Source organism: Carnobacterium pleistocenium FTR1 (genome assembly GCF_000744285.1).
GTDB classification, from domain to species: domain Bacteria; phylum Bacillota; class Bacilli; order Lactobacillales; family Carnobacteriaceae; genus Carnobacterium_B; species Carnobacterium_B pleistocenium.
The window spans coordinates 2,490,770-2,511,443 of the sequence record NZ_JQLQ01000002.1 but is presented as its reverse complement, the minus strand read 5'-3'; the positions used below and the strand labels follow the sequence as shown (position 1 = coordinate 2,511,443).

Genomic DNA, 20,674 nt, shown 5'->3' with positions numbered 1-20,674 from the left:
TTAGTATTTATAAAGCAAGCATTTCTACTCTTGGCTGATAGTTTACTAGATCTTATAAGTCTTTAAAGCAGAGAGTAATTTGGATTAATAAGCTGACCATCCGCCGTCTGCAGTGAGTACCGTACCGTTGACGAAAGTTGATTCAGCTGATGCCAAGAAAAGAGCAACAGCAGCAATATCATCTGGTTGACCGAAAATTGGGCTTAAAGCCAGTCCAGGCTGAGTCTTTTCCATCCCGAATTGATTGATATCTCCCATCGATGCGGCAATATTTGTAGCTACCCCACCAGGAGCAATCGCGTTGCAACGAATATTTTCTTTGGCATACATGAAAGCTGTATTTTTTGTCAGTCCTATAAGGGCGTGTTTTGAAGCTGTGTAGGCAACACCAGCGCGAGCACCATAAAGACCTCCTATAGAAGCAACATTGATGATAATGCCTGAATTCTGTTCTCTAAAAATAGGAATAGCTTTACGGATAGATCGCATAACGCCAAGTACATTTATATCCATAACTTTTTGCCATTTTTCATCAGAGATATCACCAATCGGTTCAAATCCATCCATAATTCCTGCATTGTTTACAAGAATATCTAAAGAGCCAAACTTTTCAAGTGTAACTTCGATCATACGATCAGTGTCTTCTCTTTTTGAGACGTCTACGTTTAAAGCAATAGCTGAGTTCTGGCGCAATGCATTCAATTCAGCAGCAACTTTCTTAACGCCTGCTTCATTATAATCTGCTAGAAGAATATTAGCCCCTTCTTTGGCAAATGAGCGAGCGATTGCCTCACCAATTCCTCCAGCAGACCCCGTAACGATAACTGATTTGTTCTCCAGTTTCATAAGGATCCCTCCAGTCTATACTCGTATTTTAGTCTTCTCGTAAAACAAAGTAAAACATCTTGTACTGGTAGACTCCTTTAGTTCATGAAGTGAAAATTACGGTCCGGATAGTATGAATAATGCTATTATTAGTGATCTTCGGCAGTGATTCGGTTACTTTTAATATAAACAACTATTGTTTTGATTACAGCAAAAGCGGGAACACCAAAAATGATTCCAACAATTCCAAGCATTTTTCCTGCTACCAATAAGATGAAAATAATCGTTAATGGATGAATAGCTAACGATTTTCCAACAAATTTTGGTGTCAGTAAATTAACATCAAGTTGTTGAACTATTAGTATAATTATGGTGACCAGTAGAGCTGTTGTCGGTGAAATAGTTAAGGCGATTATAAATGCTGGTACAGCACCGATAAAAGGACCAATAAAAGGAATAAGGTTAGTAAATCCGTTAATAATCGCTAATAATAAGGTGTAAGGAAGTCCAATCAATAAAAATCCAAAATAGATTAAGACTGCAACAAAGATACTCGCTAATCCTTTTCCGCTGATGTAAGCAGTGATAATCAGATTTGTCTGATGTAGCAATTCAAAGACATGTTTTTGATATTTATCGGGAAATAAACGGGTAGTAGCCAATTGTAATTTTTCACCGTCATGGAACATATAAAATAATACAATGGGCACTGTAATCAAGACGATTGTTAAGTTCGCAACCCCTGCAATGATAGAACTAATACTGGTTGTAAAACTAGATAAAATTGTTTTGGAAAAGGCATCAATGGAAAGGTTTAACCGATTTAAAGTTCCTTCCAAATCAACATTATCAAATATGGAGAATGATGCAATATGTTTTGTTTGAATCTCAATATCTGAAAGAATAGCGGGACTATTTTCAATTAAATCAGATAGCTGACCCATCAAAATGGGGAAAGTTTTAATAATAAACAGGATTGCTCCGCTAAGAAATAGAAACATAACTAAAATAATAGCGTAGCTGCGTTTGATTTTTAATTTTTGCATTACTTTAATCAAAGGATTCAATAAGTAAAATAAAAATCCAGCACTTATAACTGGAATGAAAAGGGTTGAAAATAAAACAAGTACTGGCTGGAAAACAAAACTAATCTTAGTTGCAATATAAATAATGAGAGCCATTGCTAAGACCCACAGTGTCCATAGTAATAATTTTGATTGTTTAAGATAAGGCATGGAAATAATCTCCTTCTGAAGTTGGGTCTGCTTTTTGGGGCACGTTCTAGAATAATTATTCGGATATAGGAAAGAGACTGGGGGTTTGTCCCAGTCTCTTATTTATTGAGTCTCACTAAAAGAAGAGGGCGTATAAATCACCCTATCTGAGACTGCTTTTTTCTGATATACGTGGGCAAATTAGTTGGTTTCATTTTTACCTAATTGATAAATACCATAATAACAAATAACCAATAGTACTACCCCCACTAAAGCAAAAGGTAATGCTTGAGCGGTTTGTAAATCATTCAGTGCATTTGTATTCAATAAAATGGCGAATGGAGAAGCGATGACTAAACCTAAGATTCCGCTATAAGTTACTGAACTATAATGTTCAAATAAAAATTCTATCACTTTACTGATTAAAAAGATGCCGATCAAAACACCTAAACCAAAGACAAACAGAAGAATAAAGTTAGGCAATAACGAAGCCATATTACCTGTGCGTAGAGCAGTTATGAATAGTGTTATAGTATTGATGATCAAATAATAATAGCCTAAGACCATTAAAATTAACGACCCGCTTACTCCAGGAATTATCATCGTTGCAGAAGCGATAATCCCTATAATGAATAACTTGATCAAACTTAAAGGATCTAGTTGAATGGCTGTTAAAGTAGTTCCGGCTCCTTGTAGTAGAGGGAGTATCACGACAACCAATACAAACATAAGAATAAAAGCACTAATGTGGCTAATGGAAATGGCTTGTTTTTGTTTTGCTAGACCTTTTTGAAAAGATTCCCATAAACCTGGAATACCACCCAAAATTAGACCGATAAAAGCCAAGGCTGTTGGCAAAGTATATGAGCTCAATAAGAATTCAATTGTATAGGTAAATGCCACAACTCCAACGACTGCCCCTACTAAGATAGGAGCTAATGTTTTTAGACTGGCTTTCCAATTTTTAAATAAATGACTGATCGAAGAAATCATTCGATCGTAAATATCCAAGGAGACTGCCATCGTTCCTCCACTTACTCCGGGAATAATATTGGCTATTCCTATAACAATACCCTTTAAAAAATCGATTAAATAGTTCATTTTCATACTCCTTTTTTGTTTGTATAAATACAGCTTTACTAACTTTACCAAATATATTCCCTTTCGTATATGTTTATTCTAACATGGGATATTCAGTTTTCTTTTTTACGACTTAAACTTGTTTGTTAAAAGTATAGTTTATCAAGCACTATTAAGTGTTCCAGTCATAATATTTTAATTTAGTAGTACACGTTTAACGCTACTAAATTAGATAGCTGTTATACTAAAAGTGATTAACAAAAAAAATTAGGAGAGTGTATAAATGATTACAGGAGTTGAAATAGATTTTGTTGTAAAAGACAGTAAAGTTGCTTTGGAACAATATAGTTCTATTTTTGAGGTTCTAATAGTTGAGGCGACCGATTTTAAAGTAGGAAACAACGAAGTAGTTTTCAAAATTTATGATACTCGTTTCCATATGCTCGATGAAAATCGTGAATATCAATTGTTTGCACCGAAAGAAGATAGTAATCAATCATTTTGGTTTAATGTAATGGTACCCAATATTCAAGTAACTTTTGATAAAGCAGTTGCTGCAGGAGTAACGGTAATTCAGCCGATTACAAAGATAGAAGAAATGGGTATTTCAAATGCGATGTTTTTAGACAGCTTTGGTTATGTTTGGATGCTGCACGAAATTCATCAAGAAGTATCTTTTGAAGATCGTGTAGAAATTCTGAGCGAAAATTTTGATTAATTAGCTTGAAAAAACACTCTAGATAGTTTGATTTTATCAAACTATCTAGAGTGTTTTTTAATTAAATCAACTAAATTATCAAATAGCCAAAATAAAGAAAAAACGTTATTTAACTATTTAATGATCTATTTACTAATTGGATTCCTTACTATGTGTGATAACTTGCTCTAAAATAGTGAAAACATGATTGTCATCTAAACTATAAAAAATGGTTTTCCCGTCTCTTCTAGTTTTAACTAAGTGAGCACTCTTTAGCGCATTTAATTTATGAGAAACAGCGGATTGTTCCATATTTATTAGATTAGTAATTTCTCCTACACTTAATTCTTGATCTTTTAATAAATAGATAATAGAAAGTCTAGCCTCATTTTGTAAAAGTTTGAATATTTTACTAACAGATGTAAGGGTTTCTGGGTCTAAAATAGACGGTTTTTTATTTGACATGGTTAACCTCCCTATATACATGAATTAAGCCTCGTGCTTTTAAGAATAGCACGCTTTTTCTTAAAAGCAAGTAGTGTAATTTTAACACTAACGCAGCATGATGTTGTTGACTTTATTTTCATGCGTGGTATACTTTTTTGGAACATATGAAGAAAAATTCATATATAAAGCAGAGTTATTACGATTTAGGAATAAGTACAGGAGGAATTTTTGTGTCTGAAGAAAAGCAAAGCCATGAATGGATACTTGAGGGGATAGATTGTGCAAATTGTGCTAATAAGATTGAAAGTGGTGTAGCTAAAATTGAGGGCGTCACAAACAGTAATGCTAATTATATGACAAGGACCCTTAGTTTTGACGTTGACAAACAAAAAGAGAATAAAATTTTACCTTTAATCAAATCAAGAATAAATAAACTAGAACCTGAAGTAACCTTGCTGTCTAAATTAACTAGATTTCCGATTGGAAAAGATGGCCTTCCATTAGATGAAAATAAAGAAATAAGTCATTTAGAAGACTCAGATCATTCACATGAGAAGGATCATGAAAAAAATAATGTAAAAACTATCCTTAGTCGTTTAATCATTGCTTTGATTTTATTATTCGTTGCAAATTTTGTTCCTATGAATGAAATGGTATCTATCGGATTATTTGTGGCCGCTTATCTTGTAGCGGGGTATGATGTTGTCTGGAGTGCCATAAAAAATATAATCAATGGACAAGTATTCGATGAGAATTTTTTGATGACTATTGCTACTTTAAGTGCTTTTTATATTCAGGAGTATCCAGAAGCAGTAGCTGTTATGCTCTTTTATCAGGTGGGAGAAGTTTTCCAAGGTATTGCCGTTAGTAGATCGCGACGCTCGATTGCTGACTTGATGGATATAAGGCCAGACTATGCGAATTTAAAACTAGCAGATGGAAGCACACGTAGTGTATCACCAGATACGATTAAAGTTGGCGATACGATTGTCATACGTCCAGGAGAGAAAGTTCCTTTAGATGGGAAAATCATTACCGGAGCGTCTTCAATGGATACTTCTGCACTAACAGGGGAGTCAGTTCCTAGAAGTGTTAAAATAACAGATAGTGTTTTAAGTGGTTTTATCAATAAAAATGGTTTGATTGAAGTGATAGTTGAAAAGCTTTTTTCTGAATCAACGGTTACAAAAATTCTTGATTTAGTTGAAAATGCTAGTAGCCGAAAAGCACCTACTGAGAACTTTATTACAAAGTTTGCGCATTACTATACGCCGATTGTTGTTATCTTTGCTTTAGTACTGGCGATTATTCCTCCTCTAGTGCTTCCTGGGGCTACATTTAATGAATGGATCTATCGAGCAAGTATTTTCCTTGTTATTTCTTGTCCATGTGCATTAGTTGTGTCTATTCCTGTTGGATTTTTTGGCGGAATTGGAGCCGCTTCACGAAAAGGAATTTTAGTGAAGGGGAGCAACTTCTTAGAAGGATTGAATGATATTAAGTATGTCATTATGGATAAGACCGGAACGTTAACGAAGGGCAAATTCGAAATCACTAGTATTCAACCTGCAAGTGGATGGAGTAAAGAGCAGTTGTTAGAGTTAGCTGCATACGCGGAAACTCATTCTTCGCATCCGATTGCTGATGCAATCAAAGAAAAATATGAGGAACGAATCGTTGAAAACCGCATTACGGAATACAATGATATTTCAGGGTATGGCATCCAAGCAAACGTTGATGAAAAAGAAATATTAGCAGGAAATGCGAAATTAATGCAAAAATACAATATTTCATTTACTGAATCAACTGAAATTGGAACCCTTATTTATGTAGCAGTAGATAAGGAGTTTGCTGGGTACATTTTGATTGCAGACGCAATCAAAGAAGATGCAGCAGAAGGAATAGCTTTAATGAAAGAAAAAGGTGTAAAACACATCATTATGCTAACGGGAGACTCAAAAGCAGTAGGAGCAGCCGTTGCTAAAAAATTAGGCATTGACGAGTTTTATGCAGAGCTTTTGCCACAAGATAAAGTAGAGAAAATGGAAGAAATCATGGCACGCAAGGGCCCGAAAGAAAAAGTTGCTTTTGTTGGTGATGGAATCAATGATACTCCTGTACTTGCCCGTTCAGATATTGGAATCGCAATGGGTGGATTAGGCTCAGATGCAGCAATTGAAGCAGCCGATGTTGTTATCATGGATGATAAGCCTTCTAAAATTGGAACCGTTATGCAAGTCGCAAAAGATACTCGAAGAATCGTATGGCAAAATATAATTTTAGCTCTTGCAGTAAAAGGATTTTTCTTAATTCTAGGAGCTTTTGGTTTTGCAACAATGTGGGAAGCCGTGTTTGCAGATGTTGGCGTAACAGTTATTGCTGTCCTAAATGCGATGCGAGTGTTGAAAAAATAATTTCTTGTGACTCATAAAGTCAGACTACATTTGGAAAGCAAATTGATAATAAGTTACACTAAGGCTCAAAAAAATAGAAATCGAATAGGTGTTTCTTTATAATGATGAAAAAGCAACAAATGATAAGTTGCTTATTGACTAGTTATTAATAGTAGCAAGAAATAACATGAAAACTAATTATATATATTGAAGGGATGGAATAACAGTGAAATTAAGTGTCTTGGATCAAGCACCGATAACAAGTGGAAATACAGCTGTTGATGCATTAGCAAAAGCTGAAGAATTAGCTGTTTTAGCAGATGAATTAGGATACACACGCATGTGGATGGCGGAACACCATGGGACAAATGGTTTTGCAAGTTCAGCACCGGAGATTGTTGCAGCCCATTTAGCGACAAAAACAAAAAATATTCGGATCGGTACGGGTGGAGTCATGATGATGCACTACTCGCCTTTGAAATTAGCGGAAATCTTTAAGACGTTAAGTGCTTTTTCTCCAGGAAGAATTGATTTTGGAGTAGGTCGTGCTCCAGGTGGCGACAATAATTCTATTTATGCTTTATCAGAAGGTCGTCAACCTATGCTGGATAATATGTATGAAAAATTTGATACAGCCTTAAAATTAATGAATGATGAAGTGCCGGAAGATCGACTGTATAATCGAACGATTGCTACTCCATCGCAAATCCAGTTGCCTGAATCTTGGTTATTAGGTTCAAGTGGAAGTAGTGCACGAAAAGCAGCTCAAATGGGAGTAGGGTATTCATTTGCCCAATTTTTCATGGGTGGAATGACAAAAGAGATATTTGATGAGTATAGAATCAATTTTCAACCATCTGCTTTCATGGAGAAACCAACCATCAATGTCGCTTATCTCGTTACGACGGCTGAAACAAGAGACGAAGCTGAATATGAGGCTAAACCGCAAGATATTGCACGTTTATTGATGGGGAGAGGGCGGATGGGTCAATTGATGACGCCTGAAGAAGCTCAGAATTATCCATTAACTGAAATTGATAAATTAACGATTCAACAAGGACGTAAATTGCATTTAGTTGGCACGCCAAAAGAAATTGCGGAAAAACTGCGGGAAGACCAAGCGCAATACGGGTTCGATGAAGCTATGATTTGCAGTATTACACATTCACAAGAAAAACGGTTAAATGTTTATCGTTTGTTAGCAAAAGAATTGCTAAACTAATAGCTAACGAAACGATACACACCCTTTTATTAGAAAAAAACCTCAAATCATTGAATTAATTATTCATTGATTTGAGGTTTTTTTATATTTTCTAATAAGAAATTAATCATTTTTTAATCACTTGAAAATGAAGCATATAAAGAATTTTGCTCCTTTTTGTTACTTATTCCTACGAAATCCATGTAATAAGACCTTACATTTGCGAGGCATATTTTAATTGATTTCTCATTAATGTGTAATTATACTATTACTTTAAGCAGATAGAAAACCTTAATCTGCTTAAAATTCAGCTAATAAGTATAAACGTTTTTGCAAAGGAGATGAGACAAAGTTGATCAAGTTACAGAATGTGAATAAGTATTTCGGCGACCACCATGTATTGAAAAATATTAATTTAGAGGTGGCCGAGGGTGAGAAAGTTGTAATTATAGGACCTTCTGGTTCTGGAAAAAGTACAACAGTCAGATGCATGAATTTTCTTGAAGAGCCTACGTCGGGAGAAGTTTATATAGAGGGAAACTTACTAACAGAGAAAAATAAATTAGAAGTGGTGCGAAATTCTTCTGCAATGGTCTTTCAACAGTTTAATCTCTATCCGCATATGACAGTGTTAGGAAATCTGACAATCGGACCGATGAAATTACAAAATAAATCAAAAAAAGAAGCAGAAGAAATAGCTTACCGGTATTTAGATATTGTAGGATTACGAGAAAAAGCAATGGCTTACCCTTCAACACTCTCAGGAGGCCAACAACAAAGAGTTGCTATTGCAAGATCTCTTTGTTCTGAAAAAAAAATAATCTTGTTTGACGAACCCACTTCTGCTTTAGATCCTGAGACAGTTCAAGAAGTACTAGACGTTATGATCAAGTTATCTAGTATGAATATTACGATGGTCGTTGTGACTCATGAAATGGGTTTTGCTAAACAAGTAGCAGATCGAGTGATTTTTATGGATGATGGGACTATTCTTGAAGTAGGACCACCCGAACATTTCTTTGAAAATCCCACTCATGAAAGAACAAAAGAGTTTTTAAGTAAAATTTTAAGATAAAAAATAAGAATTACTTAGGAGGAAAATGAATGAAAAAGAGAAATTTATTAGCGACAGTAGCTTTGTCTAGTGTATTATTTTTAGGAGCTTGTTCGTCAGACGCTAGTTCAACCACAGATGTAGAAAGTACAACAGAATCAGATCAAGTGACATTTGAATCGATTAAAGAAGCAGGAGTTTTAAAAGTAGGGGTCAAAGAAGACGTTCCAAATTTTGGTTTAATGAACACTGATACTGGGGAAATAGAAGGATTTGAAATTGATATTGCTAAAAAGATAGCTGAAGAAATTTTAGGCGATCCAGAAGCTATTGAATTGACACCTGTTACGGCTAAAACGCGTGGTCCATTATTGGACAATGGTGAAGTAGATATGGTCATTGCGACTTTTACAGTAACAGAAGAACGCAAAGAAACGTATAATTTCACAGATGCGTATTATGAAGATGCCGTTGGTCTTTTGGTGAAAACAGAAAAAAATTATGAAGGATTAGAAGATATGGATGGAGCCAATATTGGTGTAGCACAAAGTTCTACTACAGCTGACGCTATTGCTGCAGAAGCTGAACAATATGATATCACAGTAGATTTTTCAGAATATGCAACTTATCCAGAAATTAAAGCCGCTTTAGATTCTGGTCGCATAGATGCATTCAGCGTGGACAGATCTATTTTGGCTGGGTATTTAGATGAGTCAACTGAAATCTTGCCAGACCGTTTCGCAACTCAAGATTACGGAATTGCAACTATGAAAGTAAATACAGAGTTAGCAGATGGTGTAAATGATTTAATCACTACATGGGGAGAAGATGATACTCTTGATGGATTGGTTTCAGAGTGGGGACTGGGTGAATAATGAGAAGTACAAATCCATTTGCTCTTTGGAGATGGGAGGATCTTTTTCAAAATTTTGATAATTTTAGTTCTGGATTTTTGCGAACACTCCAAATAGCCATCTTAGCATTAGCACTATCTTTGGTGATTGGTGTGATTATTGGAATTTTATCCACTGCACAAAATGGGATTCTGCGTTCGATTGCAAGAGTATATGTCGAAGTTTTCCAAAATATTCCGCTTGTGATCCAGATTTTCTTTATGTATAACGGATTAGCAATGGCTGGTTTAGTTTTAAGCGTGTTTATGATTGGGGTAGTAGGTATTGGACTGTACCATGGAGCTTATATTGGAGAAGTGGTACGTGCTGGAATTTTATCCATTCCTAAAGGCCAACAAGAAGCCGCCTATTCACAAGGATTTAATTACACACAAACCATGTACTACATCATATTACCGCAGATGGTAAAAAGTATTTTACCACCATTGACGAACCAAGCGGTCAATTTAATCAAAAATACATCAGTACTTGCGATCATTGCTGGAGCAGATTTAATGTATGCAGCTGACTCATATGCATCATCCAGCTTAAATTACGGACCATCCTATGTAATGGCAGGGTTACTTTACTTCTTGTTGTGCTTCCCATTGGCTACTTTCTCAAGGAAGTATGAAGAAAAGTTAAAGAAGAATGATTCCATGGTAGTGGATATTCCGGAGGTGATGGAATGATAGAATCCATTCAAACCGTTTTTACTCAGCCGAACCTTTTGTTTTTATTAGATGGATTAATGACTAGTTTAATGATTTCTTTAGGTGTAGTTATTCTCTCTATACTAATTGGAACTTTGTTAGGATTAGTTAGAAATTATGAAAAGAAATTTTTTGGTAAACTAGCCAGTTTTTATATTGAATTGTTTCGGAATACACCACTGCTTTTATGGATGCTAGGTTGTGCTTTTCTGATTCCAGGAAGTACGATTTTGTTAAAAGGCTCGCTAGCTTTACTTTTATATACAGCGGCGGTAGTAGCGGAAATTGTACGTGGAGGTTTAAATTCGATACCCAAAGGACAATTTGAAGCAGCGCATTCGCAAGGTTTTTCATTTTACCAAACTTTACAATATGTTATTCTGCCTCAAACATTCAAGAAAATTATTCCATCTTTATTGTCACAAGTTATTACAACGATTAAAGATACATCTTTTCTTGCTGGTTTAGGAATAATGGAATTTACTCGAAGTGGCCAAATTATTTTAGGGAAAGTAACAAAAACTTCCGAAGTCTTTTTAATTTATGGTTTCTTAGCGCTAGTTTATTTTATTATTTGCTTTACATTGTCTGTTGTGGTCAGAAACTGGCATGAAAAGAATTCGGAAAATGTGTAGAATATTCATATAATATAGGAAAAATAGAGCTTACTCGTTAAGAGCAGGCTCTATTTTTTGTCATTTGTGATAAGCATTTTTAAAAATCTTCTCCAAATAAATTTAATTCTGTTTGTTGTGGAGCAAGGTTTTCAAAAGTAAGCTGTAATTTCTTTTGCAATTGTTTTGCATTTTTTGCAGCATGTCCGCCTGAATTATTGTTAAATATAACAGCCACTTCTTTTGAGTCTTTTTCTAATTGGTGAATAATTGCCGCAAATTCATCTAATTCAGCAGAAGTATAATCGTAGAGGGTTCTTTTTTTACGCCAATTTGGCCCACTCGCATCTAACCAACCTTCGTAGTTTCGCCCATGTAACCGAAACAGTGTTAATTCTGCATGTGTTCCTTGACCAACTAAAGGAACACTGTTTCCAGGAGTTTGAGGTTGATCTACAACAGTGTGAATGAAATTTTCTTCCGTTAAAAAGACCAGTGTGTTTTCTTTATTGGTAGCGCTGAACCAACTGGAATGACGGAACTCAATAGCCACAGGTAGTTCACCCATTAACAGGCGTACTTTTCTTAAATATTGAACGTGTTCAGTCGTACAATCAAAATAAGGTGGAAATTGAAATAAAAAAGTTTTGATTCGATCTGCTGTGATCATAGGTTCGAAGATAGCAATAAAATGATCGAACATTTGTTGCTCAGTCGGAAAAAATTTCAACCAGTCTTTGTGTAAAGTCATAGCTTGAAAAGCTTTTGGGATAAATTGGAAAGCAGCAGGTGTTTTTTCCATCCAGGATAAAATATTTTTAGTAGGTGGGATGGCATAAAAACTAGTGTCCAATTCTACAAATGGAAAATGAGAACTATAATCTTCCAAGCGTTTAGATGTACGGATGGTCAACAAGTCATGGTCAGACCAACCCGTTAAGCCAATAGAAATCATTAGAGATCCTTCTTTCTGGAATAGTGAATAACTAGCCTTATTGTACCGCAACCGTTATTATGAAAGAAAGTGAAAAGTTTTTATAAGAACCTCGCTAGTTGAAATAGTAAAAAAACAAACGGAATGTTTCACGGGAAACATTCCGTTTCACAATTAACATTATTAGGAAAAACAAAAAGATTAAAGGAGCCATTAAGATGTATAAACTTGTATTTTTTGATATTGATGGAACACTATTAACAGAAAAGAAAAAAATACCAGCTTCTGCTAAAAAAGCCATTCAAAACTTGAAATTAAAAGGTCTTATACCGGTTATCGCAACTGGAAGAGCCCCGTTTAGAATTGATGAAATTTTAGCATCGCTAGATATTCAAACGCACATTACTTTAAATGGGCAATACGTGGTGCATGAAGGTGAAGTTATCCATCAAAATCCGTTATCGATAAATTCAGTTAAACGATTAGCTCTAGCTGCGGAGACCAATAAACAACAGATCGCATTTTGCGGGAGTGATGAGATTCTTGGGAATTCGATAGTGACGTTTGGACAAAAAGGGTTATTGAAAAAAATGATCCAGCTAGCTCCTATAGCCCCTCCTAAAAAGGTGATGCAATTGGCTGAGCACTATGTTGGTTCATCCAAAAGGGTGAGGCCAATCTTGCCGCATTACTATGAAAATCGGATCATTTATCAATGTATTATTCATACGACAGAAAAATACGATGACTATTATCAAGAGGCTTTTCCAGATTGTCATTTCACAAGATGGAATCCTTATTCAGTAGACGTGATTTCTAAAGGGGTGTCTAAAGCGGTAGGGATTCAAAAGTTGATTGAGCATTTAGGAATCAAGATGAGTGAAACAGTAGCATTTGGAGATGGATTGAATGATATTGAAATGCTGAAAGCAGTAGGTATGGGAATTGCCATGGGAAATGGGCGTGTAGAATTAAAAGAAATTGCAGATGCTATTACAGCCTCTCCAGAAAATGATGGGATTTTAAAAGGTTTACAAAAATTGAAGTTATTGCCTTGAAAAACCTTGGAGCCTAACGAAAAAAACTTTATTTGAGAAGTGGAAAATCATTTGGAATTTCCCATTTTCAGTCATTTTCTATGGTATACTATTTCAGAAAGCTTTTGAGGAAAATCAATTTAAATAAAAAAGCACTCTACTCATTTGTGTCTAAATGTACCTTCTTTTCTAAAAGATTGTCTGATAGATGGTTAGAATGAAGTAGTCAAATCTACTAAGGAGGCACTTAAAGTGACTGAGAAAAAGACCTTTTATATTACAACACCCATTTATTATCCAAGCGGGAAATTGCATATTGGAAATGCCTATTCAACGATTGCGTGTGACGTTATGGCACGATACAAGAGAATGCAAGACTTTGACGTTTTCTATTTGACAGGCAGCGATGAGCACGGCCAAAAAATTGAAAAAAAGGCACAAGAATTAGCTATTACACCACAAAAATATGTGGACCAAATGGCTGAAGATATGCAAAAATTATGGAAATTATTGGAAATCAGCAATGATAAGTTTATCCGAACAACTGATCCAGTACATGAAAAAGTTGTGGCCGATATTTTCGAACGTTTTTTAGCGCAAGGCGATATTTATTTAGATGAATATGAAGGCTGGTATTCTGTTCCAGATGAAACCTTCTATACTGAAACACAACTAGTAGACATTGAACGTGATGACCAAGGAACGATTATTGGTGGGAAATCACCAGACAGTGGACATCCAGTAGAATTGATCAAAGAAGAGTCTTATTTCTTTAGGATGAGTAAATACGCTGATCGTTTATTGGCTTACTACAATGAACACCCCGATTTTATTCAACCAGAATCACGTAAAAATGAAATGATCAACAACTTCATCAAACCGGGTTTGGAAGATTTAGCCGTCTCTCGTACCACCTTTACTTGGGGAGTTAAAGTGCCAAGTAATCCTAAGCACGTTATCTATGTGTGGATCGATGCACTAGCAAACTATATTACAGCGCTTGGTTATGGTACAGATGATACGTCTTTATTTGATAAGTTTTGGCCAGCTGATGTGCATATGGTTGGAAAGGAAATTGTTCGTTTCCATACGATTTACTGGCCAATCATGTTAATGGCCTTAGAATTGCCATTGCCTAAAAAAATATTCGGGCACGGCTGGTTATTGATGAAAGAGGGTAAAATGTCTAAATCAAAAGGAAATGTTGTTTACCCAGAAATGTTAGTAGAACAATATGGGTTAGATGCGTTACGTTATTACTTGATGCGTGAAGTAACCTTTGGAAGTGATGGCGTATTCACACCAGAAGATTTTGTTTCTCGTGTGAATTATGATTTAGCGAATGATTTAGGAAATCTATTGAACCGTACGATTGCAATGATTAATAAGTATTTTGACGGAAACGTTCCAGATTATACTGGAAATGTTACGGAATTTGATGCGATTCTAAAAGAAACAGCTGGAAAAGTTTGTGTGGATTACCAAGTAGAAATGGAAAATATGCAATTTAGCAGCGCATTAAGCCATGTTTGGGTATTGATCTCACGTGCCAACAAGTATATTGATGAAACAGCGCCATGGATGTTAGCAAAAGAAGAAGATAAGAAGACTGAATTAGCTAGTGTCATGGTCCATCTAGCAGAAACGCTTCGTATTTCGGCTATTTTGTTACAACCATTCTTAACTCATGCGCCTAAAGAGATTTTTGCTCAATTAGGGGTTGAGGGAGAATTTGCTGGAGAGTGGTCAACAGTCCAATTTGGCTCATTCCCTACAAGTACGACAGTAATCAAAAAGGGTACGCCAATTTTCCCACGCTTGGATGTAGACGTTGAAGTTGCTTATATCAAAGAGCAAATGGCAAGTGTATCTGGTGATCCAAAGGAAGATGTTGAAGAAGAACAAAACGAATGGGATCCTTCGGAAACAGTCTTAGTTTCAACAAAAGAAAAACAAATCAAGTATGACGATTTTGATAAAGTAGAGTTAACGGTTGCCGAAGTGATCGACTGTCAAAAAGTCGAAGGAGCCGATAAACTGTTGAAATTTCGTTTAGATGCAGGAGATGAAGGGCATCGCCAAATTCTCTCCGGTATTGCAGAGTGGTATCCAAATCCAGAAGCTTTGATCGGCAAAAAAGTTGTGATCGTTGCGAACCTGAAACCACGTAAGATGCGTGGAGAAATCAGTCAAGGAATGATTTTATCTTCTGAAAAAGATGGGAAATTACAAATTATTGAAGCGTCAAGTGAAGCTCCAAATGGATCTGAAGTCGCTTAAAACCTTATAAAACGAATACCCTGCTGGAAACTAATTTAGCAGGGTGTTTCTGTTAATGAAGAGAAAGAGAGGATGTCACGATGTTATTTGATACACACACACATGTTAATGTAGAGGAATTTGATAACGAAGTTCCAGAAACCGTGCAGCGAGCAATAGAAAATGGCGTTACTAGAATGGCTGTTGTTGGATTTGACACTGAAACGATTGAAAAATCTTTAGCTTTAAGTAAAGAATATCAAGAAATATACAGCATCATTGGTTGGCACCCTACTGAAAGTTATTTGTATACGGAAGCAATCGAAGAAAAGTTGTACCGTCAATTGCAATTGCCAAAAGTTGTGGCGATGGGAGAAATGGGTCTGGATTACCATTGGGACACCTCCCCAAAAGATATTCAAAAGGATGTTTTTCATAGACAAATCCAACTTGCAAAAGAGTTGAAAATGCCCATTAGTATCCATATGAGAGATTCAATTGAAGATACCTATGCACTGATGAAAAAAGAACATGTTGAAGATATTGGTGGTATCCTGCACAGTTTTAGCGGAGATACGTTATGGATGGAACGTTTCTTGGATCTTGGCATGCACATTTCTGTCAGTGGCGTCATCACCTTTAAAAATGCGCCTGAAGTAAGAGAAGTAGCAAAAGCAGCTCCGTTTGATAAATTATTGATCGAAACAGATGCTCCTTACTTGGCTCCGATGCCATTCAGAGGGAAACGAAATGAACCTGCTTATGTCAAATATGTAGCAGAAGAAGTAGCTAAACAAAGAGGCATTAGTTATGAAGAAGTGGCGCAACAAACGATGCAAAATGCTAATCGTTTATTTAGGTTAATTTAATGGAAAAAATAAAAGAAATTATTGTTGTTGAAGGCCGCGATGATACAAGACGTATCTTAGAATCGGTTGAAGCAGATACTCTTGAAACAAATGGTTCAGCAATTGACGAAGAAACTTTGGATTTGATTCGCAAAGCCCATGAAACAAGAGGTGTGATCGTATTTACGGATCCTGATTTTCCAGGTGAAAAAATCCGTAAAATTATTTCACAAGCTGTTCCAGGAGTTAAACATGCTTTTTTAACTAGAGCTGAGGCTAAATCAAAAGGCAAAGGTAGTTTAGGTATTGAACATGCTTCACCTGAAGCAGTACGTGCCGCGTTATCAAAATGTTATACTGAAACCATATCTAAAGAGTCATTAATCTCGCAAGAGCTATTGATGGATGCCGGATTGATCATGGGACCATTTGCTCGAAAAAGACGAACAAAACTGGGTGAAAGACTCAATATAGGATACACTAACGGAAAACAACTTCAAAAGAGATTGCAAATGTTTCAAATATCTCCGGAAGAAGTTATAACAGTGATGCAGCAAATTTTGGAGGATGAACATGAAAAATCATAAAGATATAGCAACCCCATCAAGAACGAAAGAAATAATGGAGAAATACGGTTTTTCAGTAAAGAAGAGTTTAGGGCAGAATTTTATTGTAGATCCTAATATTTTAAGCAATATTGTAGCGGCTTCAGATATAGATAAAAACACCAATGTCATTGAAGTTGGACCTGGTATCGGAGCTTTGACTGAACATCTTGCAAGAGCGAGTAAAGAAGTTATTGCTTTTGAAATAGATGATCGTTTATTGCCTGTACTAGCAGATACATTGAGTCCTTATGATAATGTTTCTGTTGTTCATAGCGATGTATTAAAAGTCAATTTACAACAAGCTTTACCCGAAATGATTGATCTAGATGAACCGCTAGTCGTTGTGGCCAATTTACCATACTATATTACAACTCCGATCATCATGCATTTTTTGGAAACGCCGGTTCGAATAGATGGTTTAACAATCATGATGCAAAAAGAAGTGGCTGAACGGATAACAGCTGCTCCAGGAAGTAAGGCATATGGTTCTTTATCTATCGCTATTCAATACCACATGAAAGCAGAAGTTGCTTTTATTGTTCCTAAAACAGTCTTTATACCGCAACCAAATGTTGACTCTGCCATTATTAAATTAACGAGAAGAGCTACGCCAAGTGTAGTAGTTAAGAATGAAAAATCTTTTTTTGCGCTTGTTCGTTCGGCTTTTGTACAAAGACGTAAAACACTTTGGAATAATTTGTTGATTCGATATGGCAAAGAGGAGAGTACTAGGGAAAAACTTACCCAGGCTTTAGCTGTTACAAATATTGATCCGACACGTCGTGGAGAAACATTGAGTCTAGAAGAATTTGCTCGTTTATCAGATGCAATTGATGAAATTGTATTAGAAAAAGATTAATTTTTTTCGAATATAAGGTTATTTATCACTGATACCAAGAGGTTTAAAAATTTTTATATGAGAGAATTATTATTTGCGGCTAAGGTATTCATATGGTATACTTGTAAAATTTTGTATAGTATGTTATAATGACGTCAGATGAGTGAGGTGAATCTGATGCCAAGTACATTAGCAGACATTAAAGAAAGCCTAGATGATCATTTAGGTAAAAAGATTATGTTGACCGCGCAAGCTGGTCGAAAGAAAAAAACCGAACGTAAAGGTATTTTAGCCGACACGTATCATTCAGTATTTGTGGTCGAGCTAGACCAAGATGAGAACGCATTTGAACGTGTTTCATACAGTTATACAGATGTTTTAACTCAATCTGTAGAAATTGAATACATTGGTGAAGAAAATCGTCAATTAGCGTAAAACTAACATTAAATAAAATTATCTTTAACGAGCTATCGTAAGCTCGTTTTTTTGTATAAATAATGAAATGAATTTTTAAAGGTTCTACGTCAAATAAAAATCGAATTAATAGCTTCTCATATATAAAGGAGCAAAGGTCGGAGACATTTCTGTCTTGGGCCTTTTTCTATTAAAAAAGGCTATATCATTTTTTAATTTGGATAAATAAATGAATGAAATGACACACCCAAAATTTATGGCGGAATAGGGTTGCTTGTAGCCGTGCATTGGATTCAATGAGAATTACAAAGCGTTGGCGCTTTAGCGCGATTACAGCTTGTTTGAAGCTTGAAAATTTGTAAGACCTCAGGCTTACAGACGGTACCTCGGCTTTACAAGTAAAACCGTACATTCCAGAATGAATTTTATTTTGAGATGTCCACACTATATGATGAAAATGCTATTTAAAAGCCGTTAATTTCTCTTTTTTCTAATATTTAAGTTAAATTATGCCTTTCTTGCTTTTCAAATCTTTTTTTTTAGGCTAGTATGTTTTACAGACAATAAAAAATATGTAGGAAAGGAGAAAAGGAGAAATGGAGATCATAGAAAAAGCTCCGGCTAAAATTAATTTATGTTTGGATGTGTTGCATAAAAGGGAAGATGGTTATCATGAAATGGAGATGGTAATGACTTCAGTTGATTTGGCTGATCGCATAGCGCTAAAAACACTTGAAGAAGACCTAATCGTTATTCATTCAACTAATGGTTTTTTACCATTAGATCAACGAAATCATGCATACAAGGCTGCTAAACTTTTAAAAGACACTTATCATATCAAAAAAGGCGTCGATATTAGTATTGAAAAAAAGATCCCAATCGCTGCTGGTTTAGCAGGGGGCAGCAGTGATGCGGCTGCTACGCTAAGAGGCCTTAATCGGTTATGGCATCTGAACTTGAGTAATGAGGAACTAGTTCTTCTAGGAGAGCAGATCGGTTCAGATGTACCATACTGTATTTATGGTGGAACGGCATATGCAACAGGACGAGGAGAAAAAATTCAACAAATTGATGCTCCACCACAATGTTGGGTAGTATTAGTCAAGCCTAAAAAAGGAATCTCAACTTGGACTGTTTTTGAAAATCTTTCATTTGAACAGTTGGTTCATCCGGAAACAGAAAAAATGTTACTAGCTATTCAAGAGAAAGATTTTCTTCAAATGGTTTGCAATACGGGGAATGCCTTAGAAACGGCTTCTGCTATAAAACAGCCGGATATTAAACGAATCAAAAAAAAGATGATTCAATTTGGAGCCGATGCTGCTTTAATGAGTGGAAGTGGCCCCACAGTTTATGCTTTATGTAAGACATACTCAAAAGCTCAGCGTGTGTATAATGGTTTAAAAGGATTTTGTAATGAAGTCTACTTAGTGCGGACGCTAAAATAAGCTGGAAAAATTACCACCAAAGATATTAAAACCTCTCTTTTTTGTTATAAGAGTGGTTTATGTCTTTTTTTCTTGACGCACAAAGTAGATAATGATAAGCTACATAAGAAATTCTAAATAGTAACGATTACGATTTGTGTAAAATTAAAAAATAAATAGAAAAAAATTAATGGAGGTATAATCTTAATGAATAGAAAAAAAAGAATTGGAATAGTTTCCTTATTTTCCATTTTACTTATAGTAGCGGTAGGGTGTGGCAATCAAGAAGATGCCCAACCAGAATCAAATAAATTAAATGTGGTTACAACTTTCTACCCAATGTATGATTTTACAAAAAATATTGTTGGAGATAAAGCAGAAGTAACTTTATTGTTAGAAGCAGGTACAGATACGCATAGCTATGAACCAAGTGCAAAAGAAGTTGCTGCAATCTCAAATGCGGATGTTTTTATTTACAACAGTGAGGAAATGGAAGTTTGGGTTTCAAGCGTTTTAGAAAGTATAGACACAGAAAGTACAGTTGTAGTTAATGCTAGCGAAGGTGTCTCATTTTTGGAAGCAACCGAAGGCGCTGATGAACATGAATCAGAAGAACATCAAGATGAAGTAGATCCCCATATTTGGTTGGATCCTGTACTTGCTCAAGAAGAAGTCAGCAACATTCAAGCAGGCTTGATTGCTGCTGATCCAGAAAATGAAGAAGTATATGAAACAAATGCAAAAGTGTATAATGAAAAATTAGAAGCTCTAAATCAAGAGTTTGAAACAGCATTTAATGGAGCAACAAAACGGACTTTTGTCACTCAACATGCTGCTTTTGCCTATTTAGCAAATAGATACAATTTGGAACAAGTTTCAATTGCCGGAATTTCAACTGAAGAAGAACCAAGCCCAGCCAAATTAGCGGAGTTACAAGACTACGTAGAAGACGAAGGTATCAATTATATTTATTATGCAGAGATATCATCTAGTCAAATTGCGGAAACACTAGCTAATGAGACGGGTGTAGAGTTAGAAATTTTAAATCCAATTGAAGGTATTACGACAGAAGATCAAGAAAAAGGAATCGATTATATCAAAGCAATGGAAAATAATCTAACGGCTCTTCAAAAAAGTATAAACTGATAAAATGGAAATGGATATAAGAAGCCTTTCCC

General features: G+C 35.5%; 20 protein-coding genes. 15 read left to right on the top strand and 5 right to left on the bottom strand.

The features are described 5' to 3' along the window. Positions 1 to 84 precede the first annotated feature (84 nt). The 3 genes from BP17_RS12265 to BP17_RS12255 all read right to left on the bottom strand — a co-directional run bounded on the left by BP17_RS12265 (position 85) and on the right by BP17_RS12255 (position 3,140). A complete protein-coding gene (locus BP17_RS12265; RefSeq protein ID WP_035054772.1) occupies positions 85 to 846 on the bottom strand; it encodes a glucose 1-dehydrogenase in 762 nt (253 codons plus the stop codon). Between the two features lie 128 nt (positions 847 to 974). Continuing rightward, complete coding sequence (locus tag BP17_RS12260; RefSeq protein ID WP_035054770.1) at positions 975 to 2,060, bottom strand: AI-2E family transporter; 1,086 nt, start codon at positions 2,058 to 2,060, stop codon at positions 975 to 977. Positions 2,061 to 2,240: 180 nt separating this feature from the next. After that, on the bottom strand, positions 2,241 to 3,140 hold the full coding sequence (locus BP17_RS12255) for a DUF368 domain-containing protein (RefSeq protein WP_035054768.1): 900 nt from the start codon (positions 3,138 to 3,140) through the stop codon (positions 2,241 to 2,243). 262 nt (positions 3,141 to 3,402) lie between these two features. Between BP17_RS12255 and BP17_RS12250 the strand changes: the two genes are divergently transcribed. Then, a complete protein-coding gene (locus tag BP17_RS12250) occupies positions 3,403 to 3,837 on the top strand; it encodes a VOC family protein (protein ID WP_084676395.1) in 435 nt (144 codons plus the stop codon). A gap of 132 nt (positions 3,838 to 3,969) precedes the next feature. Here BP17_RS12250 and BP17_RS12245 read toward each other — a convergent pair whose 3' ends face one another. Then, on the bottom strand, positions 3,970 to 4,281 hold the full coding sequence (locus BP17_RS12245; protein WP_035054766.1) for an ArsR/SmtB family transcription factor: 312 nt from the start codon (positions 4,279 to 4,281) through the stop codon (positions 3,970 to 3,972). Between the two features lie 212 nt (positions 4,282 to 4,493). Here BP17_RS12245 and BP17_RS12240 point away from each other — a divergent pair, with 212 nt between their 5' ends. The 6 genes from BP17_RS12240 to BP17_RS12215 all read left to right on the top strand — a co-directional run bounded on the left by BP17_RS12240 (position 4,494) and on the right by BP17_RS12215 (position 11,152). Further along, the gene (locus BP17_RS12240) at positions 4,494 to 6,677 is read left to right on the top strand and encodes a heavy metal translocating P-type ATPase (protein ID WP_035054764.1); all 2,184 of its coding nucleotides are present in this window, start codon (positions 4,494 to 4,496) and stop codon (positions 6,675 to 6,677) included. 205 nt (positions 6,678 to 6,882) lie between these two features. Then, positions 6,883 to 7,878 carry an MsnO8 family LLM class oxidoreductase gene (locus BP17_RS12235; protein WP_035054762.1) on the top strand — a complete coding sequence of 332 codons (996 nt, stop codon included), beginning with the start codon at positions 6,883 to 6,885 and terminating at the stop codon, positions 7,876 to 7,878. Positions 7,879 to 8,209: 331 nt separating this feature from the next. Then, positions 8,210 to 8,932, top strand: a complete 723-nt coding sequence (locus BP17_RS12230) for an amino acid ABC transporter ATP-binding protein (RefSeq protein WP_035054760.1) — start codon at positions 8,210 to 8,212, stop codon at positions 8,930 to 8,932. Positions 8,933 to 8,961: 29 nt separating this feature from the next. Continuing rightward, the gene (locus BP17_RS12225; RefSeq protein ID WP_035054758.1) at positions 8,962 to 9,786 is read left to right on the top strand and encodes a transporter substrate-binding domain-containing protein; all 825 of its coding nucleotides are present in this window, start codon (positions 8,962 to 8,964) and stop codon (positions 9,784 to 9,786) included. Beyond that, positions 9,786 to 10,496 carry an amino acid ABC transporter permease gene (locus BP17_RS12220; RefSeq protein ID WP_035054756.1) on the top strand — a complete coding sequence of 237 codons (711 nt, stop codon included), beginning with the start codon at positions 9,786 to 9,788 and terminating at the stop codon, positions 10,494 to 10,496. The genes BP17_RS12225 and BP17_RS12220 overlap by 1 nt, the downstream gene beginning before the upstream one ends. Further along, positions 10,493 to 11,152 (top strand): amino acid ABC transporter permease, encoded by a 660-nt coding sequence (locus BP17_RS12215; protein WP_035054754.1) that lies wholly within the window; start codon positions 10,493 to 10,495, stop codon positions 11,150 to 11,152. The genes BP17_RS12220 and BP17_RS12215 overlap by 4 nt, the downstream gene beginning before the upstream one ends. 79 nt (positions 11,153 to 11,231) lie before the next feature. On the opposite strand, the gene BP17_RS12210 is transcribed toward BP17_RS12215, so the two are convergent. Next, on the bottom strand, positions 11,232 to 12,086 hold the full coding sequence (locus BP17_RS12210) for a DUF72 domain-containing protein (RefSeq protein ID WP_035054752.1): 855 nt from the start codon (positions 12,084 to 12,086) through the stop codon (positions 11,232 to 11,234). A 197-nt stretch (positions 12,087 to 12,283) separates the two neighbouring features. Between BP17_RS12210 and BP17_RS12205 the strand changes: the two genes are divergently transcribed. The 8 genes from BP17_RS12205 to BP17_RS12170 all read left to right on the top strand — a co-directional run bounded on the left by BP17_RS12205 (position 12,284) and on the right by BP17_RS12170 (position 20,642). Continuing rightward, positions 12,284 to 13,123: a Cof-type HAD-IIB family hydrolase gene (locus BP17_RS12205; protein ID WP_035054750.1), complete on the top strand. Its 840-nt coding sequence runs from the start codon at positions 12,284 to 12,286 to the stop codon at positions 13,121 to 13,123. Positions 13,124 to 13,354: 231 nt separating this feature from the next. Next, positions 13,355 to 15,382: a methionine--tRNA ligase gene (gene metG, locus BP17_RS12200; protein ID WP_035054748.1), complete on the top strand. Its 2,028-nt coding sequence runs from the start codon at positions 13,355 to 13,357 to the stop codon at positions 15,380 to 15,382. 80 nt (positions 15,383 to 15,462) lie between these two features. Continuing rightward, positions 15,463 to 16,230 (top strand): TatD family hydrolase, encoded by a 768-nt coding sequence (locus BP17_RS12195; protein WP_035054746.1) that lies wholly within the window; start codon positions 15,463 to 15,465, stop codon positions 16,228 to 16,230. Continuing rightward, the gene (gene rnmV / locus BP17_RS12190; RefSeq protein WP_035054744.1) at positions 16,230 to 16,796 is read left to right on the top strand and encodes a ribonuclease M5; all 567 of its coding nucleotides are present in this window, start codon (positions 16,230 to 16,232) and stop codon (positions 16,794 to 16,796) included. The genes BP17_RS12195 and rnmV overlap by 1 nt, the downstream gene beginning before the upstream one ends. Beyond that, on the top strand, positions 16,783 to 17,676 hold the full coding sequence (rsmA, locus tag BP17_RS12185) for a 16S rRNA (adenine(1518)-N(6)/adenine(1519)-N(6))-dimethyltransferase RsmA (protein WP_035054742.1): 894 nt from the start codon (positions 16,783 to 16,785) through the stop codon (positions 17,674 to 17,676). Before rnmV ends, rsmA begins: the two co-directional genes overlap by 14 nt. Before the next feature lie 156 nt (positions 17,677 to 17,832). Next, positions 17,833 to 18,090 (top strand): Veg family protein, encoded by a 258-nt coding sequence (locus BP17_RS12180; RefSeq protein ID WP_035054740.1) that lies wholly within the window; start codon positions 17,833 to 17,835, stop codon positions 18,088 to 18,090. A 575-nt stretch (positions 18,091 to 18,665) separates the two neighbouring features. After that, a complete protein-coding gene (gene ispE / locus BP17_RS12175; protein ID WP_035054738.1) occupies positions 18,666 to 19,517 on the top strand; it encodes a 4-(cytidine 5'-diphospho)-2-C-methyl-D-erythritol kinase in 852 nt (283 codons plus the stop codon). Positions 19,518 to 19,694: 177 nt separating this feature from the next. Next, a complete protein-coding gene (locus tag BP17_RS12170; protein ID WP_156956039.1) occupies positions 19,695 to 20,642 on the top strand; it encodes a metal ABC transporter substrate-binding protein in 948 nt (315 codons plus the stop codon). Positions 20,643 to 20,674 lie beyond the last annotated feature (32 nt).

Excerpts from the sequence above, each read along its gene's own strand:
- ispE (WP_035054738.1), top strand. The coding sequence starts at position 18,666 with ATGGAGATCATAGAAAAAGCTCCGGCTAAAATTAATTTATGTTTGGAT.
- BP17_RS12260 (WP_035054770.1), bottom strand. The coding sequence starts at position 2,060 with ATGCCTTATCTTAAACAATCAAAATTATTACTATGGACACTGTGGGTC.
- BP17_RS12265 (WP_035054772.1), bottom strand. The coding sequence starts at position 846 with ATGAAACTGGAGAACAAATCAGTTATCGTTACGGGGTCTGCTGGAGGA.
- rsmA (WP_035054742.1), top strand. The coding sequence starts at position 16,783 with ATGAAAAATCATAAAGATATAGCAACCCCATCAAGAACGAAAGAAATA.
- BP17_RS12205 (WP_035054750.1), top strand. The coding sequence starts at position 12,284 with ATGTATAAACTTGTATTTTTTGATATTGATGGAACACTATTAACAGAA.
- BP17_RS12210 (WP_035054752.1), bottom strand. The coding sequence starts at position 12,086 with ATGATTTCTATTGGCTTAACGGGTTGGTCTGACCATGACTTGTTGACC.
- BP17_RS12255 (WP_035054768.1), bottom strand. The coding sequence starts at position 3,140 with ATGAACTATTTAATCGATTTTTTAAAGGGTATTGTTATAGGAATAGCC.
- BP17_RS12245 (WP_035054766.1), bottom strand. The coding sequence starts at position 4,281 with ATGTCAAATAAAAAACCGTCTATTTTAGACCCAGAAACCCTTACATCT.
- BP17_RS12180 (WP_035054740.1), top strand. The coding sequence starts at position 17,833 with ATGCCAAGTACATTAGCAGACATTAAAGAAAGCCTAGATGATCATTTA.
- BP17_RS12215 (WP_035054754.1), top strand. The coding sequence starts at position 10,493 with ATGATAGAATCCATTCAAACCGTTTTTACTCAGCCGAACCTTTTGTTT.
- BP17_RS12220 (WP_035054756.1), top strand. The coding sequence starts at position 9,786 with ATGAGAAGTACAAATCCATTTGCTCTTTGGAGATGGGAGGATCTTTTT.
- BP17_RS12195 (WP_035054746.1), top strand. The coding sequence starts at position 15,463 with ATGTTATTTGATACACACACACATGTTAATGTAGAGGAATTTGATAAC.
- BP17_RS12250 (WP_084676395.1), top strand. The coding sequence starts at position 3,403 with ATGATTACAGGAGTTGAAATAGATTTTGTTGTAAAAGACAGTAAAGTT.
- BP17_RS12225 (WP_035054758.1), top strand. The coding sequence starts at position 8,962 with ATGAAAAAGAGAAATTTATTAGCGACAGTAGCTTTGTCTAGTGTATTA.
- rnmV (WP_035054744.1), top strand. The coding sequence starts at position 16,230 with ATGGAAAAAATAAAAGAAATTATTGTTGTTGAAGGCCGCGATGATACA.